The 16600-nt window shown below is 60.8% G+C and carries 15 protein-coding genes; 10 read left to right on the forward strand and 5 right to left on the reverse strand.

Annotated elements, in window-relative coordinates:
* Positions 1-22 precede the first annotated feature (22 nt).
* The 3 genes from RIN56_07695 (at position 23) to RIN56_07705 (ending at position 3157) form a co-directional block, all read left to right on the forward strand.
* Positions 23-1366: a 4Fe-4S binding protein gene (locus tag RIN56_07695; protein ID MDR7866692.1), complete on the forward strand. Its 1344-nt coding sequence runs from the start codon at positions 23-25 to the stop codon at positions 1364-1366.
* Positions 1367-1479: 113 nt separating this feature from the next.
* Positions 1480-2478: a 2-dehydro-3-deoxygalactonokinase gene (locus RIN56_07700; protein MDR7866693.1), complete on the forward strand. Its 999-nt coding sequence runs from the start codon at positions 1480-1482 to the stop codon at positions 2476-2478.
* A gap of 37 nt (positions 2479-2515) precedes the next feature.
* On the forward strand, positions 2516-3157 hold the full coding sequence (locus RIN56_07705; protein ID MDR7866694.1) for a bifunctional 4-hydroxy-2-oxoglutarate aldolase/2-dehydro-3-deoxy-phosphogluconate aldolase: 642 nt from the start codon (positions 2516-2518) through the stop codon (positions 3155-3157).
* A 91-nt stretch (positions 3158-3248) separates the two neighbouring features.
* Here the strand turns inward: RIN56_07705 and RIN56_07710 are convergent, their stop codons facing one another.
* The 3 genes from RIN56_07710 to RIN56_07720 all read right to left on the reverse strand — a co-directional run bounded on the left by RIN56_07710 (position 3249) and on the right by RIN56_07720 (position 6296).
* The gene (locus RIN56_07710; GenBank protein ID MDR7866695.1) at positions 3249-4766 is read right to left on the reverse strand and encodes a tripartite tricarboxylate transporter permease; all 1518 of its coding nucleotides are present in this window, start codon (positions 4764-4766) and stop codon (positions 3249-3251) included.
* Between the two features lie 22 nt (positions 4767-4788).
* Entirely contained in the window at positions 4789-5244 is a 456-nt protein-coding gene (locus RIN56_07715) for a tripartite tricarboxylate transporter TctB family protein (GenBank protein ID MDR7866696.1), read from the reverse strand.
* Positions 5245-5336: 92 nt separating this feature from the next.
* Complete coding sequence (locus RIN56_07720; GenBank protein ID MDR7866697.1) at positions 5337-6296, reverse strand: tripartite tricarboxylate transporter substrate binding protein; 960 nt, start codon at positions 6294-6296, stop codon at positions 5337-5339.
* Positions 6297-6610: 314 nt separating this feature from the next.
* Here RIN56_07720 and RIN56_07725 point away from each other — a divergent pair, with 314 nt between their 5' ends.
* Positions 6611-7183 carry a YSC84-related protein gene (locus RIN56_07725; GenBank protein MDR7866698.1) on the forward strand — a complete coding sequence of 191 codons (573 nt, stop codon included), beginning with the start codon at positions 6611-6613 and terminating at the stop codon, positions 7181-7183.
* A 41-nt stretch (positions 7184-7224) separates the two neighbouring features.
* Positions 7225-8496, forward strand: a complete 1272-nt coding sequence (locus tag RIN56_07730) for a lactate racemase domain-containing protein (protein ID MDR7866699.1) — start codon at positions 7225-7227, stop codon at positions 8494-8496.
* A gap of 84 nt (positions 8497-8580) precedes the next feature.
* Here RIN56_07730 and RIN56_07735 read toward each other — a convergent pair whose 3' ends face one another.
* Complete coding sequence (locus tag RIN56_07735; protein ID MDR7866700.1) at positions 8581-8817, reverse strand: heavy-metal-associated domain-containing protein; 237 nt, start codon at positions 8815-8817, stop codon at positions 8581-8583.
* Between the two features lie 263 nt (positions 8818-9080).
* On the opposite strand from RIN56_07735, the gene RIN56_07740 reads away from it, so the two are divergent.
* The 3 genes from RIN56_07740 to RIN56_07750 are packed head-to-tail and all read left to right on the forward strand — an operon-like array spanning position 9081 to position 13198.
* Entirely contained in the window at positions 9081-9842 is a 762-nt protein-coding gene (locus RIN56_07740; GenBank protein MDR7866701.1) for an ABC transporter ATP-binding protein, read from the forward strand.
* On the forward strand, positions 9835-12267 hold the full coding sequence (locus RIN56_07745; protein ID MDR7866702.1) for an FtsX-like permease family protein: 2433 nt from the start codon (positions 9835-9837) through the stop codon (positions 12265-12267). The genes RIN56_07740 and RIN56_07745 overlap by 8 nt, the downstream gene beginning before the upstream one ends.
* A 16-nt stretch (positions 12268-12283) precedes the next feature.
* The gene (locus tag RIN56_07750) at positions 12284-13198 is read left to right on the forward strand and encodes an efflux RND transporter periplasmic adaptor subunit (protein ID MDR7866703.1); all 915 of its coding nucleotides are present in this window, start codon (positions 12284-12286) and stop codon (positions 13196-13198) included.
* A gap of 60 nt (positions 13199-13258) precedes the next feature.
* On the opposite strand, the gene RIN56_07755 is transcribed toward RIN56_07750, so the two are convergent.
* Positions 13259-13720 carry a hypothetical protein gene (locus RIN56_07755; protein ID MDR7866704.1) on the reverse strand — a complete coding sequence of 154 codons (462 nt, stop codon included), beginning with the start codon at positions 13718-13720 and terminating at the stop codon, positions 13259-13261.
* A 472-nt stretch (positions 13721-14192) separates the two neighbouring features.
* On the opposite strand from RIN56_07755, the gene RIN56_07760 reads away from it, so the two are divergent.
* Both RIN56_07760 and RIN56_07765 read left to right on the forward strand, forming a co-directional pair.
* Positions 14193-15119, forward strand: a complete 927-nt coding sequence (locus tag RIN56_07760) for a hypothetical protein (GenBank protein MDR7866705.1) — start codon at positions 14193-14195, stop codon at positions 15117-15119.
* Between the two features lie 111 nt (positions 15120-15230).
* Complete coding sequence (locus RIN56_07765) at positions 15231-16547, forward strand: YadA-like family protein (GenBank protein ID MDR7866706.1); 1317 nt, start codon at positions 15231-15233, stop codon at positions 16545-16547.
* Positions 16548-16600: the final 53 nt, after the last annotated feature.

A 16600-nucleotide genomic window follows, 5' to 3' on the forward strand; every position in this document is an offset into this window, starting at 1 on the left:
ATCGCTGTGGAAGGTGCATTTGATGAAGCTCACCGGGTTGCGTTATTGGCGGACTTTGCTGCCGGCTGCGATGCTGGCGGTGGTTGTGGCGCTGGTCGCCAGGCATGAGTACCCGCTGCCGCCGGATACCGGGCTGCTGCTGTGGTTGTCGCGGCTTGATCCGCTTCTGCTCTTGGGACATCTGCGCTGGGAGGGGTCGTTCCCGTCGTGGGGGTGGCTGCCGCTGATCACGGTGCTGTTCACCTTTGCGGCCGGCAGGGTGTTTTGTGGCTGGTTGTGTCCCCTCGGAGGCTTGCTGGCTCTTCTGCAAAGCTTAAAGGGCCATGGTTTCGGCTCTTCGGCCTGGACGCGCCGCCTGCATCCCTGGCGTTATTACTGGCTGTTGATGCTGTTGGCGCTGCTAGTGCTCGGCAGTGGCTGGACGATATATCTTAGCCCCTTCCACCTGCTCACGTCCGAATTGTCAAGACTGTGGCTGGGGCAGGTTCCCTGGGTGGCTGTCGCCTTGGTCGTCCTTGGTTTGGTCACTTTCCCCCGCTTCTGGTGCGTTTACCTGTGTCCGTCCGGCTTGCTCATGTCGCTCGGCGCCCGCTGGCGGGTATGGGCGGTTAAACAGCCGCCCGGTTGCGTCAAGTGCGGGGTTTGTGCACAGGCGTGCCCGACAGGCGCTTTCGTTCCCGGCCCGGGTTCGGCTGGAGCCGATTGCCTGCTGTGCGGCAGGTGCGCCGAGCGGTGTCCTGTCAGCGAGGGTATCTCACTGGGGATGCGGGCGGACGGCGGATCGTTGCCGGCCCGCGCGGGCGGCCTGTTCACAAGGCGGGAGATTATCCGCGCCGGGGTGGCGCTCACGGTGGCGGCTGCTGCGGCGCCCGGCCTGGCCGCGGCCGACGGCTCTCCGCCGCTCCGGCCGCCGGGGGCGCTTGCGGAAGCCGAATTCCTGGCCCGCTGCAGCCGTTGCGGGCGTTGTATCAAGGCATGCCCGAGCAAGTGTCTGAAGGCGGCGCCGCTGAATAAAGGCGCGGCTGTATTCCTTACCCCGGTTATCATCCCCCGCGAGGCGCGCTGCGAGTTGACCCAGGACTGCCAGAAGGTCTGTCCGACGGGAGCGATCGGCCATCTACCGCTCGAGAAGACGGTCATCGGCCTGGCGGAGGTCGACCGCACCCGTTGCCTCGGTTGGACAGAGGGCAAGCTTTGCCTGTTGTGCAAGGAACAGTGCCCGCGGCACGCTATCACCTCCGATGCGCTCCACCGGCCAAGCGTGTCCCCGGAACTGTGCGTCGGGTGCGGGGCATGCGAGAACGGCTGCCCGGTGGAGGAGGCGGCTATCGTCATACGGCCGCAGATTTTGCGCCGCCGACCCTGAGGTCAGGCGGATTGACAGTTTTTCCCGCTGGGAACTATAATGAAAAAAATGTGGTCGCCGTTTCTGTCAGTTGAATCTGTCCGGGCGCTATTACTTCCGAGGGTGATGATGAGGTGTTTTATCTTACCGTTGACACAGGGACGACGAATACGCGGGTAAAGGTTTGGCGCGACGACCGGGTTGTGGCCGGGGCATTCGCGGCGGTCGGGGTACGGGATACGGCTGTGACGGGCAGCAGGACAAGACTGCAGCAGGGAGTGCGGGAAGCGCTGGCCGCCGCGTGCGCCGAAGCCGGCATTACCGTCGCCGATGCCGGTGCGATCGTGGCTTCGGGAATGATTACTTCCAACGTCGGCCTGCACGAGGTGCCGCATTTGCCTGCGCCGGTCGGCATCGATGATCTGGCGGCCGGGATGGTGGATGCCGTCATTCCCGACGTTGCCGACAAGCCGATCTGGTTTATCCCCGGCGTCAAGAACAGTATCGGGACGGTCGACATCGACAACTGCGAGAAAATGGATATCATGCGGGGCGAGGAGGTCGAGGCCTTCGGCCTCATCCGCAGGCTTGGCCTGCGCGAACCGGCGGTTTTCATCCTGCCTGGTTCGCATACCAAGTTTATCGTCATGGACGACCGGCAGCGCATAGCCGGCTGCCTGACGACTTTGGCGGGCGAACTGCTCAGCGTTATCACGCACAACACCATCCTTGCGAACGCGCTGCAGAACTCTTTCGCAAGCAGCGTCGACGAACAGATGGTGCTGAAAGGCGCCGAATGCGCGCGTCAGGTGGGTCTCAGCCGGGCCTGTTTCACAGTAAGGATTCTCGATCAGTTCACCGCTTGTGTCGTCGAAGAAAAAGCGAATTTTCTTCTGGGGGCGATGATTCAGACCGATCTGACGGCGCTGCGCTTCAGCAGGACGTTCGCTGTCCAGCCAGAGATGCCTGTCTTTATAGCCGGCAAACGGGAAATGCGCACGGCGTTTCATGCCGTACTGCGGCAGGATAATTTTTTCCGGGGTCAGTTGCAGGCGGTCGACGACGAAGCGCTCGAGGATATAGCCGGGTTCGGGGCGATGACGGTCGCCAGGGAACGCGGTATAGTAAAATAGCTACTCGATTATGCCGGCACAAAAGAGGTGTGATGCTATGCACGATGTCTTAGAACAGATTGCGGCCAATGGAGTTGTGGCGATTCTGCGTGGAGTCGAGTCGGCGAGGATGGTGCCGCTGGGCAAGGCGCTGCTGGCGGCCGGCGTGGGAGCGATTGAGGTTACGATGAACAGCGACGGCGCGCTGGATGGGATAAAAGCGTTGCGCGCCGAACTGGGTGGAGTTATTCCTATCGGCGCCGGCACGGTTATGGACAGCGAGGCCGCCCGCATAGCGGTGGCGGCCGGAGCGGAATTTCTTCTGGCGCCGCATCTGGCGGAGGATACGCTGGCGGCGGCGATCGCTCTGGGTGTCCCGGCGGTGGTGGGAACGATGACGCCTACTGAAGCCGTGCGCGCTTATAGTCTGGGGGCGGAAATGGTGAAGGTTTTTCCGGCCGGGACGCTGGGGGCCAATTACTTCCGCGAACTTAGAGGACCGTTGCCGCACATCAGGACGATGGCCGTCGGCGGTGTTAACGCCGGCAACGCCGGCGACTTCATCAGAGCAGGCGCGTCCGCTCTCGGAGCCGGCAGCCAGCTGGTGGACCAGGCGGCGGTGATCAGCGGCGATTGGGAAGCGGTGCGGACCAAGGCAGCCGCGATGGTCGCGGCGGTGAGGTTGGCCCGGAGTGTATGAAAGACCCGAAATGGCAAAAAAATTAAAAAAGCCTGTTCCCTTGGAAAAGGGGTCAGGCTTTTTTTGTCTGTTTTCCGGAAAAGGCCCGAGATCAGTCGGACTTGGGCTGTGGGGCTTGCTCCGCCAGCATCTTTTTCTCCAGCCGCATCTGCATTAACGCCGAGGCGATCAGGGAGGCGACGGCGAGGATGATGAGCGTGATGCTGATCGGGCGGGTAAAGAGGATGGTAAAGTCGCCCTGGGAGACGATCAGGGCCCGCCGCAGGCTGCTTTCGGCCAAAGGACCGAGGATGAGGGAGAGGAGGATGGGCGAGGCCGGGAAGTCGTAGCGCTGCATAAAGTAGCCGATGATGCCGAACACGACGGCCAGGCCGACATCGAACAGGCTGTTGCGCATGGAGTAGGCGCCGACGATCGAGAGCAGGAAGATGATCGGGATGAGGAAGCTGCGCTCGACCGAGATTATTTTGACAAAGAAGCGGATGCCGAAGATGCCGACGAGGAACATGAAGAAGTTGGCCATCATCATACCGGCGAAGATGCTGTAGACAATGTCGATATGATCCTTGAAGAGGAGCGGACCCGGCTGGAGGCCCTGGATAACAAGTGCGCCCAGGAGGACGGCGGTGACGGCGTCGCCGGGAACGCCTAGGGAAAGCATGGGGATCATGGCTCCGCCGGTGCAGGCGTTGTTGGCCGCCTCGGCCGCGGCCACGCCGTTGATCTCGCCTTTGCCGAAGTTCTCGGGGTTCTTGGAGGAACGCTTGGCTTCGCCGTAGGCGACGAAGGCGGAGATATCGCTGCCTGCTCCCGGCACTGAGCCGATAAAGGTGCCGATTAAAGTCGATTTGAGGATGGTCACCCAGACCCGCCTGATGTCGGCCAGTGATGGGAAGAGCTGTTGTTTGACCATCTTGACCGCTTCTTGCTTATAGAGCACCTCTACGCCCTTGAAGACTTCCGAGAGGGCAAACAGGCCGATGAGGGTGGGGATGAAGGCCGGGCCTTCGAAGAGATCCATATAGCCGAAGGTGAAGCGGGGGTAGCCGGCCATCGGATCGAGGCCGATGGTGGAAATGAGCATACCGAAGAAGCCGGAAATGATGCCCTTGACGATCGAGTTGCCGGAGATGGAGATGATGATGCTGAGGCCAAAGATGGCCAGGCCGAAGTATTCCGGAGCGCTGAACTCTAGGGCGACCTTGGAGATCTGCGGCGAAGCAAAGGTCATGATCAGTGCGCCGGAAAAACCGCCGACGAAAGAGGCGAAGATGGACATGGACAGGGCCCGTCCGGCCTCGCCTTTCTGGTTGAGGGGGTAGCCGTCAAGAACGGTGGCCGCGGCGGCGGGGGTGCCGGGGGTCCTTATCAGAATGGCGGAAATCGAGCCGCCGTATATGGCGCCGCAGAAGATGCCGAGAAGCATGCCCACGCCCTGGTGGACGGGCAGGCCGAAGGTGAAGGGTATGAGCAGCGCCACGCCCATGGTGGCCGTAAGCCCTGGCAGTGACCCGATCAGTACGCCGGACACCGTGCCGAGGAGGATAAGGCCGAAGCAGCTGGGCTGAAGGACGATCGAAAAGCCCTTGAGCAGTAACTCTAGTTCCATGGTAAACCACCTTTATCGTGTCTTAGCCCAGAAACCCTGCGGGCAGTGAGATGTCCAGCAGTCTGTTGAAGATGCCGTAAATGAGAAGAGTGATGCCGAGGGAAACGGCGGCCATCTTGAGATAGTCCCGCCGCTTAAGAAGATACATGAGGCCAAAGAGATAGACCGTGCTGGTGAGGATGAAGCCGAGCACTCCCAGCACCAGGCAGTAGACGATTACGGCCAGCAGCGATATGCCGGCCCGGTGAACGCCGGGGTCTTTGATGCTGAAGGGGTCGGTGGAGGGGCGCGATTTGCCCCTGAGGGCCGCGGTAAGGAGCAGCAGGCTGAAGATACCCAGGCCGGCGGCCAGGACGGTAGGAAAGAAGCTCGGGCCGAGGAGAAGCACCTTGTCTTCGGGGAAGGAGTGAGCGGTAATAATTACATATACGGAAATGAGCAGACCGATTATGCCGGCAATTATGTCGGGAATTTTCAAGAGACTACATCCTTTCTGCCGGTGGGCAACAATGCTGCGGTCAATACAGGAGGGCAAATGCCGGTTGCCCGGCATTTGCCCCGTGCCAGCGGTTATTTCGTCAGGTTGAGTTTTTTCATGACGGCTTCGGTGTTGGCGGATGTCTGGTCAAGGAAGGTCTTGAACTCGGCTGCGGGCGCATACGCGAGTCCCAGGCCGGCCTTCTTGGCGAAATCCTGGAACTCAGGCGTGTCGAAGCCCTTCTTGAAGGCGTCGGCCAATGCCTTTTTCACGTTGTCGGGGGTATTCTTGGGAACGGCCAGGCCGCGCCAGGTGGCGAAGGTGATATCGAAGCCGGCTTCTTTGAATGTGGGCACGTCGGGGAAGTTGGGGTCGCGCTTGTCGCTCATGACGGCCAGCATCTTGAGCTTGCCGGCTTTAACCTGGCTCTGCACTTCGGCGGGACTGACGGTTACGGCCTGGATGTGGCCGCCGACGAGGTCGGTTACGGCCGGAGCCGCGCCATTGAAGGGAACGTGGTTGAGCTTGATGCCGGCTTTTTCTTCCAGAAGGCCGGCGGCGATGTGCCACACGGAGGCGGGACCGGAGTTGCCCACGTTGACTTTGCCGGGGTTAGCTTTGGCGTAGTCTACGAAGTCTTTAACTGTCTTGAAAGGGGAGTCGGCTTTTACCGTCAGAGCGGCGGGGTCGGTGTTGAGCCGCATAAGGAGGTCGTAATCTTTATAAGTGAAGGGAACAAGTTTTTGCGGGGGCAGGGACAGGAGCTCGAAGGTTATCATTGTCACGGTGTAGCCGTCGTTCTTGGCGTTAAGGCCGGCGCCGTGGCCGACAGCGCCGCCGCCACCAGTGACGTTATTGACGGTGATCGTTTGGCCGAGCGCTTTTTCGGTGTTTTTGGCGAGGCCGCGGGCAATGGCGTCAGTGCCGCCGCCGGCCGCCCAGGGAACTATGAGGGTGACCGCTTTAGTCGGGAACTTTTCGGCTTGGCCGCCACACCCGGCGACGACTACGACGAACAAGCATACCAAAAGCAACGCAAAAATTTTTTTCATGGGTAAGTCCTCCTCTTAAATAAGTACGGAAATGGCAAAATTAATGGTAGGGTTATCCCTCCTTTTCCACGATGTGAAATAACAATTCCACAGAGTCACTATTCAATATATTTTGATTAATTATATCTGTGGAAGAAAAATCCTCTCGTTTTAGAAAAAAAACCGGGATGTGGGATGCGGCGGGAGGCCGGCGGAAGGAAAGGCTTCTTATGAGGCGCCTGGCAGGAATATAATGTCACGCACCGAAAATATAGTTTGTATTAATAAAGCGGGTTTGCTCGCTTTGCCGTAAGAGGAATTAAGGGGGGGTATCCATGAGGATGACGCTGGTGGCTAGGGTGTTGGCGGTTTTGATGCTGGCAACGGTGCTTGTCGCCCCGGTGGCGGCGGCGGCGAGCGTCGAGGAGCGGCGCGGCGAGGTGCGCAAGATGGCGGACAGTACGCTCGGGCGGCTTTACAAGGAGAAGCCGAGCGCTCAGGGAGCCATCGAGAGCGCGGCCGGGTACGCCGTGTTCAGCAACCACGGGTTCAAGCTCTTTCTTTTCGGCGGCGGCGGCGGCAAAGGCATGGCGGTGAACAACGGCAGCGGCGAAGAGGTCTTCATGAAGATGGCGGAGGTCGATATCGGCTTTGGTCTCGGAATCAAGAAGTTCAGCGTGATTTTTGTCTTCGAGACCGATAAGGCTTTCAACAGTTTCGTCAACGACGGTTGGAAGTTCGGCGGCCAGACAACTGCCGCGGCTACAGACGGCGTTAGCGGCGATTCGTTCCAGGGAGCTGTGGTGGTGGGACCGGGCATCTGGATGTACCAGATGACCGACAAAGGGCTGGCGCTTGAGCTTACTGCCAAGGGCACGAGATACTATAAAGACAGCGATCTGAATTAGTGGATGGAGCAAAAACCGCACTTATACGGGAGGTTAAAATCGTGGATGTTATTCAGGAATTGCTCAGAGGTATTCCGCTGCCCCGGATGGTAAAGGTCCGGCAGGCTTTTCCCGCGCCCCGTCTGACGGATGTGGCCGGTACGCTGCGCCGGGAGCTTGCCAGGGAAGAGATAAGCCGGCGGGTCCGTCCGGGGATGAAGGTGGCGGTGGCCGTGGGCAGCCGCGGTGTGGCCGATATTCCCACCCTGGCCAGGGTTACGGTCGAAGAATTGAAACGATTGGGAGCGGAGCCTTTTATCGTGCCGGCCATGGGCAGCCATGGCGGCGCGACCGCCGAAGGGCAGCGGGACGTGCTGGCCAACCTGGGAGTGACCGAGGAGAGCGCCGGATGCCCGATTATGTCGTCGATGGCGGTGGTGGAGATCGGCCGCCTGGACAACGGCTTGCCGGTTTATATCGACGAATATGCCCACGGCGCCGACGGCATCGTGGTCATCAACCGCATCAAGCCTCATACTGCGTTCCGCGGCGCCAACGAGAGCGGGCTGGTGAAGATGATTACCATCGGCCTCGGCAAGCAGAAGGGAGCCGAGTCTTGCCACGCCTTCAGCTTCAAATATATGGCCGAACATATCCCCGCCATGGCCAGGATCGTGCTGGCCAAGATGCCGGTGCTGTTCGGCGTGGGCAGCGTCGAGAACGCCTATGATCAGGTGGCCAAGGTTGTCGCGGTGACGCCGGAAGAACTGATCGAAACCGACAAAAGGCTGTTGGTCGAAGCCAAAGCCAACATGGCCAGCCTGCCGTTCGCGCAGATCGATGTGCTGGTTGTTGACAGGATCGGCAAGGATATCTCGGGTGATGGCATGGACCCGAATATAACCGGCCGCTATCCAACCCCCTACGCTTCCGGCGGGCCGGACATCGCCAAGCTGGCGGTGCTCGACCTGACTGATGCCACCCATGGCAACGCCAACGGCATGGGAACGGCCGATATCACCACCCGCCGGCTTGTCAACAAGACAAATTTCCCGATGACATACTGCAACGGCCTGACTTCGACGGTTCTCATCCCCACAAAGGTCCCGGCGGTGTTCGAGTGCGACCGCGACGCGGTTCGGGCGGCCGTAAAGACATGCAACGCCCGCGACCTGACGAAAGCCCGCCTGGTGAGGATTCAGGATACGCTGCACCTTGAGGAGATTCGTATTTCCGAGGCCCTGCTGGAGGAGGCGAAGGCCAACCCGCGGCTTACGGTGGTCGGCGAACCTGTTGAGATGCGCTTCGATGCGGCAGGGAATTTCACCGAATAGCAGCATAGGAAGAACTGCGCCAAAGTAAAAACCACGGACCTAAGTCCGTGGTTTTTGTATCTGCGCACATAAAGTTAGATACGATCACGCAATAGCTTGAATGCCGTGTTCGGCAAGCTTGGCGGTTATCTCGCTGAAGGTTGTGCGGCTGGGGTCGTAGTAGACGGTCGTCAGGCTTTCGATGTTGTTGATGCTGATGAAATAAACGCCCGGCAGGCCGCGGAGCGATTTTTCGGCTTCCCTGGGATTCTCACTGACGCCTTTGACGAAGAATTTAACCTGTGAGCTGCCGTGAGCGGGGCAGCCGCAATCTTTGCACATGGTCAGCACCTCCGGTTAATCGTATTTTTAGTATAGCGCAATCGGCGCGCGACGGCGAATAATCAATTGTGATAGGCTGGTAAGAATGTAATTATGGCGCCAGGGAAGCTGAAGGCGGAGGGGGTATTTTTTCGTTGCGGATATAGCTGGAGGTATTTGCCAATTATATGGAGAATATTAATATATTATTTCGTCGCTTGCTGCGCAGCGGCTACCCAACTGCGCAGCCACGCACACTTTCTTTTTTTGTGGGGGGCCAAACGATGAACGGCAAATGGCTGGCCTGGCTGGGCGCGGCGGATCTGCCCGAGCCCAGGCGTGATATGGCGGCCGTGGAATTGTCCGGGGTCGGAAAAGTATATGTGACAGGTGCGGGAGAATTCGAAGCCCTGCGCGGCGTCGACCTGACAGTGAAAGCCGGCGAGTTTGTGGCTGTTGTCGGTAAATCGGGCAGCGGAAAGTCGACGCTCATCAATATGATCACCGGGATCGACCGGCCCACCGCCGGCACGGTATGGGTCGCCGGGACGCCGGTGCACGGCTTGACCGAGAATCAGATCGCCGTTTGGCGGGGCCGCACGGTCGGAGTGGTATTTCAGTTCTTCCAACTGCTGCCGACGCTGACGGCGCTGGAAAATGTCATGCTGCCGATGGATTTTTGCGCTGTCCACGACCCGGCCGCGCGCCCGGAAAGGGCTCTGAGCCTGCTGGAACTGGTTGGGGTGGCCGACCAGGCCGACAAACTGCCGGCCAACCTGTCCGGCGGCCAACAACAGCGGGTGGCTATCGCCAGGTCGCTGGCAAACGACCCGCCGCTACTGGTGGCGGATGAGCCGACCGGCAACCTGGACAACCGTACGGCGTCGGCGGTTATCGATCTGTTCGCCGAGCTGGCGGCGGGCGGCAAGACGATTCTGATGGTGACTCATGACGACGATCTGGCCAACCGGGCCAGCCGCATTCTGACGGTGGCCGAAGGCCGGATTGCCTGTTCGGCGGCGGTCGGGGAGACCTGCGATGGTTAACCGGTCGTTACTTTCACCCCGCTGGCGCAAGGTCTGGGCCGATCTGGCGGACAACAAGCTGCGTACCCTGCTGGTGGTGCTGTCGATCTCGGTTGGGGTGTTTGCAGTCGGGATGATATACAGTTCGTACCTGATGTTCGAACGGGATCTGGACCGCAGCTGGCGGAAGGCGCTGCCGGCCAGCGCCACTCTTTACGCCGACCCCTTCGACGAAGAGCTTGTGGCAAGCATCCGCAGCCTGCGGGGGGTCAAGGAGGCTGACGGTCGCCGCAACGTCGATCTGCGGGTGCGCGGCGCCGGCGGCGAGTGGAAGCAGATGTTTCTGACCGCCATCCCCGATTACCAGAAGCAAAAGGTCAACGTCGTCCGTCCGCAATCCGGCGTCTGGCCGCCCGGCGACGGGGACGTGCTTATCGAGCGTTCGTCGCTGGACGCCCTGGGAGTGAAAGAGGGCGGCAGCATCACGGTGGAGACGCCCGCAGGCCGCTCGCGGACGCTGAAAGTGACCGGGGTGGTGTACGACCCCAGCCAGATACCCAGCATGTTCATCGGCCGCTACTACGGTTATATCAATATGGACACCCTCGAGAAACTAGACGAGCCGCGCATGCTCGATCAGGTGAATTTCGTCGTTGAGCCGTGGGTGCTGAAGGGCAAGGAAACAGCGCCCATCGAGGCGATCGGCCGCCGGGCGTGGACGAAGCTCGAACAGGGCAACACAACAGTCTTCTGGCTGCAGGTGAATAAACCGGGCGAGCATCAGCTGCAGGGGGCGATCAACGCCATGCTCCTGCTGCTGGCAGTATTGGGGGCGTTGTCTCTTTGCCTGGGCACCTTCCTGCTTATCAACACCGTGTCGGCCATTCTTACCCAGCAGACGCGGCAGATCGGTATAATGAAGTCGATCGGTGCCCGCCGGGACCAGATTCTTGCCCTGTATCTCGCCTTGGTGGGGGCGTTTGGCGTGCTGTCGCTTGTGGTTGCCGCCCCGCTTGGTGCGCTGGCGGCGGACGCCGTTACCCGTTTCATGGCCGGGATTTTCAACTTCGACTCCGGCGGCCTCGAACTGCCGCCGCTGGTGCTGCTGCTGGAAGCGGCGGTAGCAATCCTGGTGCCGCTGGCGGCCGCCCTGTACCCCGTCTGGCGCGGCACAGGGGTTACGGTGCGCGAGGCGGTGAGCGATTACGGCATCGGCGGCGTGGAGGCCAGGGGCCGCGTGGACCGCTGGGTGGACGCCGGCCTGCGGAAACTAGGCAGGCTAAAGCGGCCGGTGGTGCTGTCACTGCGAAACACCTTCCGCCGCAAGGGCCGCCTGGCGCTGACGCTGCTGACGCTGACGGTGGCCGGCACCGTCTTCATGGCCGTCTTTGCGGTGCGGTCGTCGCTTTATTCGACCCTCGACCGGGCGCTCGAGTACTTTCGCTATGATGTTTCGATAACCTTCACCCAAAACTACCGCTCCAGCCGCATCGAGCAGGAAGTGGCGCGGGTACCGGGGGTGAAGGCGGTGGAGCCGTGGGGCTTCACCTCCGGGCGGATTCTCAAAGAAGATACCCGGCAGGCGGAGGACGAGGCCAGCAAGAATGTCTTCATTCTCGCCCCGCCGATCGATACAAAAATGGTTCAGCCGAAGGTCGTCCAGGGACGCTGGCTGGTGGCCGGAGATGAAAGCGCCCTGGTGGTCAACACCGAGGTCATCAAGGACGCCCCCGGCATCGTGGTGGGCGGCCCGGCGGTTATCAAGACCGGCAACCGCCGGCTGAAGTTTACGGTTGTGGGCATCGTGCAGAGCACGATGACCGGGCCGCTCGCGTACGCGCCTTACGACTGGCTGTCGGGGGCGATCCAGGAATCCGGGCGGTCCCGTTCCGTCCAGGTGGTGGCGGTATCAAGCAAGCCGGAAGACCAGTCCGCGCTCGGCAGAGCCCTCGAAGAGCATCTGAAGAATAACAGCCTCCGCGTTCAACAGGTCGACATAACCTGGGAGGCGAAACAGCGCATCCGGGCCCAGTTCGACATCATCACCACATTTTTGTTGATTATGGCGGTGCTGCTTGCAGTAGTCGGCGCTCTGGGTCTGACGGGGACGATGGGGATAAACGTGCTGGAGAGGACGCGCGAAATCGGGGTTATGCGGGCCATCGGCGCGTCCAGCCTGGAAATCGGCCGGGTATTCGTCGTCGAGGCTCTCTGCATAGGTCTTCTGAGCTGGCTGGCGGGGGCGCTTCTGGCCCTGCCGGTGGCGGCGCTGCTCTCATATCAAGTAGGGGTGCTGTTTTTGCAAAGTCCGCTGGCGTTCTCGTTCAGTTTTCTCGGGGTCGGCATCTGGCTGGCCCTATCAGCCGGCCTTTCGGTGATCGCCAGCCTGCTGCCGGCTTACAACGCGGCGCGGCTGAGCGTCCGGGATGTTTTGAGTTACGAGTGATAGGGGAGAAAAGGATATGGCAGTTAAGGAAAAACTGATCGCAGGCGGCGGCTGGCTAAAGCGTCATTGGCTGATCACTCTGGTTCTGGCGGCCGTGCTCGCGGCGTCCGGCTGGTGGCTTTTCGGCCGCCAGGGCGACAAGCAGGATATCCCGCCGGTGAAGGCCGACAGCCGCGTACTGGCCGAAGGCATCGTTTTTCCGGTGCGCTACGCCCAGATGGTGATGCCGGTGGACGGCACGGTAGGCGAGGTGCTGGCCAAAGAAGGCGACATTGTCCAGAGCGGGCAGCCGCTTATCCGGCTGGTGCGCCAGGACTACACGGCCCGTGTGGGCAGCGCCCGCGCCGACGTGGCCCGGGCGGGTGCGGCGGTGGAGCAGGCCAGAGTCAACCTCGCGGACGCCGAGCGGGAACTGGAACGCCATCAGCGGCTGTCGGCGGCCGGAGCGACTTCGCGGCAGCAGCTTGACCAAGCGCGGACAACGGCCGACAGGAGCCGGGCGGCGCTGGCCCAGGTCGAGGCCGACCTGGCCACCCAGCGGAGCAGGCAGACGGAAGCCGAAGGACTGTTGGACAAGACGGAGCTCAGGGCGCCAATGGCGGGCACTGTGGCTTATCTGGACGTGAAGGTCGGCGAGCACTCGTCGGTAGGCGCGGTGCTTGTGCGAATAGCCGACGAGTCGGCCTGGGAGGTTCGCAGCGACGACCTTACCGAATTGACGGTCGCCAAAGTCCGGGTGGGTGACCCAGTCGTCCTGACCTTCGACGGCGTGCCAGGTTTGGAGATACCCGGCCGGGTGAGATTCATCCGCCCGTTCGGCGAGAAGAAGCGCGGCGACATCACCTATACGGTGACGGTAGCCCCCGACCGCTGGGACGACCGCCTGCGCTGGAATATGACCGCCCAGCTGGCGATAACGCCATCGCGGTAAGAAAAACGACAAAACCCCGGTTTGCGTTTGCAGGCCGGGGTTTTCTATCGCACGGTGCACCTACAGGGCGTAGGAAACGACGAAATGGTAGTAAGCGATCGGGGTGCCATCGACGATGACCTCGTGGCGGTACCAGCCGATGTCCGGGAACTGTATATTCCAGGCGGTCGGCTGAGTAAACACGAAGCCGTCATGCGGGACTTTGACGGGTATTGGGGCGGTCGAGGCGACGACATAGCCGTTGTCGTGTTTGACGATGCGGAGGACAAGCTCATGGTTGCCGGCGAAGCAGGTGAATTGGTCGAACGTTTTTATCGCCACCGGCATGCTTGGTTTGACCACGATGCCGGGCAGCGTACCCTCGGCGACGGACGAATCGCCGAGAGCGAGGGAGATGTTTTTGGCCATGTAGTGGTTGGTGGGCAGCATGCCAGGCAGGGCGGCGGAAGCAGGCGCCGACAGGAGAAGATTGCCGCCAAGCAAGGCCATCAGCGTGAAAATGATAATTTTTCGTATATTCATAGTGTCGCCTCCTTTTTTCTTTGTTAATATTCGCAGTTCAACAGCAAAAACCTCCCATAAAATACAATAAATGTAAATTATTTTTTGAACGAAATAGCAGTCTAAATCTGGGCTGGCACCTTTTGTAGTGGGTGTCAGTCTGTTTTTTTAGGAAACAAAATTGATGGAAACTATTTACAAATGGGAATTTTTGCCATAAACTGTAATAGATTACAAATATTTCCATATAAATCCATGCGGAATTATAACACTTTCCAAATATGTATATTTGTTGAAGCAGAGGAAATCCTATCGGTAGTTTTTCCGCGGCAGTAATTGCCAGGGGTCGAACAGGCGGTCATGCGGGTACAGATGGTTACGGATGACCGAACTGAGCCATATAGGAAGGGGATTATTCGGGAGGTGGCGGTCTTCAAGTAGATTAAAAGTCGTTGTTAACAGGCGGAAACTAAAAAATTGGAGGGAAAAGAGAATGAAAAAACTGGCAATCCTGTGTACAGCCCTACTGATCGCGGCGGCGTTCTGCACCCCGGTGTTCGCGGCTGGCAACCACTCTTACGGCGCGGGTCTGGTGGCTTATAACGCCAACGCCAATATCGCGACAAGCAACATCGGCGCAGGCATAAGCGGCGGCAGCTTCAACACCGCGGCCGGTCTCGGCGCCGGCATCGTCAACAGCAACTGGAACAACGCCAACGGCAACAACGGCGCCTACATCTCCGGCGGCTTCGGCAATACTGCGCTCGGGGCCGGGGCAGTAATCTGGGGCGGCGGCTTTAACAGCGTGAACAGCAACATCGGCGCCCAGATCGACAACAATTGGGGCGGCGGCAACACGGCCATCGGCGCCGGCGCGGTCGTCTACAACAGCTTCGGCAACTTCTCGGTGAACAACAACGTCGGCGCCTGGTCGAACCACGCGGCGGGCAGCGAAGCCTACGGCGTCGGCGCGGTCATCGTCAACGGCGGCGGCAACAGCGTCAATAGCAACTATGGCGCGGTGGTCCAGAACGGCATGTCCCTGTCGGCTATCGGCGCCGGCGCGGTCGTCGTCGACGGCTTCGCCAACACTGTCAACAACAACCGGGGCGCCCAGGTAATCGGCGGTTATGATAACGCCGCTCTCGGCGTCGGCGCGGTCGTTGTCGACGGCAGCTTCAACTACGTAACCGGCAACAACGGCGCGATCGTCAATAGCTCCTTCTTCGGCCATGACAACAACGCCGCCGGCGTGGGCGCGCTCGTCGTGAACGGCAGCGGCAACATCGTAACCGACAGCGTCGGCGCCTCCGTCAACGGCGGCAGCCACAACACCGCCATCGGCGCCGGCAGCGTCATTGTGAACGGTAACGGCAACTATGCCGACGGCAACGTTGGCGCTTATGTCTATCAACCCTAACAGATTACTGGAATAATGCCTGGAATGCCGGCGGCGAAGAGGGCGGCCAGTCCGCCCTCCTGAGCTAAGCGCCGCCGGCAGCACAGCGTCCCTAGCAAAGGGGGAAAACGTATGAAAGGTAAAACAGCGTTGTCGCTGTTGGTGACCTTGGCCTTTCTGGCCGCGACGGCGGTGACGCCGGTCTGGGCGGAGGAATACACCGTCCTCGTGGCCGAGGAAGGCGCGGTGGCTTTCAACACCGCCCAAGGGGTCGGCAGCCAGGTGAACGGCGGCGAGAATAACTACGCCACCGGCATCGGCGCCTTCATCAGCGGCGGCAGTTTCAACCAGGCCGCCGGCGTCGGCGCCCTGGTATCCGAGGCCTCCGGCGTGCAGGTTGCCGGTATCGGTGCCGTCGCCATCGGCAATTTCAACACCGCCATCGGTACCGGCGTAGTCGTCAATGGCGGCGCCGATGAGGATTCGTCCTCGACAGTCGCCAGCTCCGCCACTTTGCCCAATATCGGGACAGGCTACGGTGCGGTAGCCTTGGGCGAGGGCAACACGGCGGTAGGCGCCTACAGCGCGGCTGTCGGCCAGGGCAATGCTGCATACGGTCTGGGCGCAACCGCCGTCGGGCTAGGCAACTCGGCTTACGGCATGGGCGCGACCGCCGGGTACTACGAGCCCACGGTGGGAGCGACCGCAATCGGCGCATATGCAAGGGCTGACGGTCATTTCGACACCGCCATCGGCGCAGAGGCATGGGCGTACGGCGGCAATAGCGTCGCTCTCGGCGCAGGGTCTGTCGCCGACCAGCCTAACACCGTATCGGTCGGCTCGCCCGGCAACGAGCGGCGTATCACCAATGTCGCTCCCGGCGTCTACGGCACCGACGCGGTCAATATGAGCCAGTTGCGGGATACCCACGACAAGATGAACCGCCTCGGAGCGACGGCGATGGCGATGACCGGCTTGGCGCCGATGGCCTACAACCCCAAAGAGCCGACCCAGTATTCGGCGGCCATCGGCACCTACAGCGGCAGACAGGCCATCGCGGTGGGGCTCTTCCACTACACCAGGGAATCGGTCATGCTGAACGCGGCCTTTGGCTGGAGCTCCGACGGCTGGGAGAAAGCCGGCCGGGTGGGTGTCACCTGGACCGGCGGCAGATCCACGAAGAAGGAGCCTACCGACAACACGATCCATGTCAGCAACGCGCCCGGAAAGGCCACCGCCACCGAAGGCGGCATCCAGGACCGCGTGAACAGGCTGCTGCAAGGGAGCAGCGTACAGGCGGACAAGCCTGCGCCGGCCGTTCCGGAAAGCGCCGCCAAACCAGTTAACGCCGAAGTCAAGGCTTCTGAGAAGAAGCCGGCCGCGGCGCCCGAAGGCGGCATCCAGGACAGGGTGAACAAGCTGTTGCAAAGCCACAGCGGTCAGTCGTAATAGGTTAAGAGAAAGGCCAGGTGGTTAGCCACCTGGCCTTTCTGTCGCGGGAG

Source organism: Sporomusaceae bacterium, from assembly GCA_031460455.1.
Lineage (GTDB): Bacteria > Bacillota > Negativicutes > Sporomusales > UBA7701 > Anaeroselena.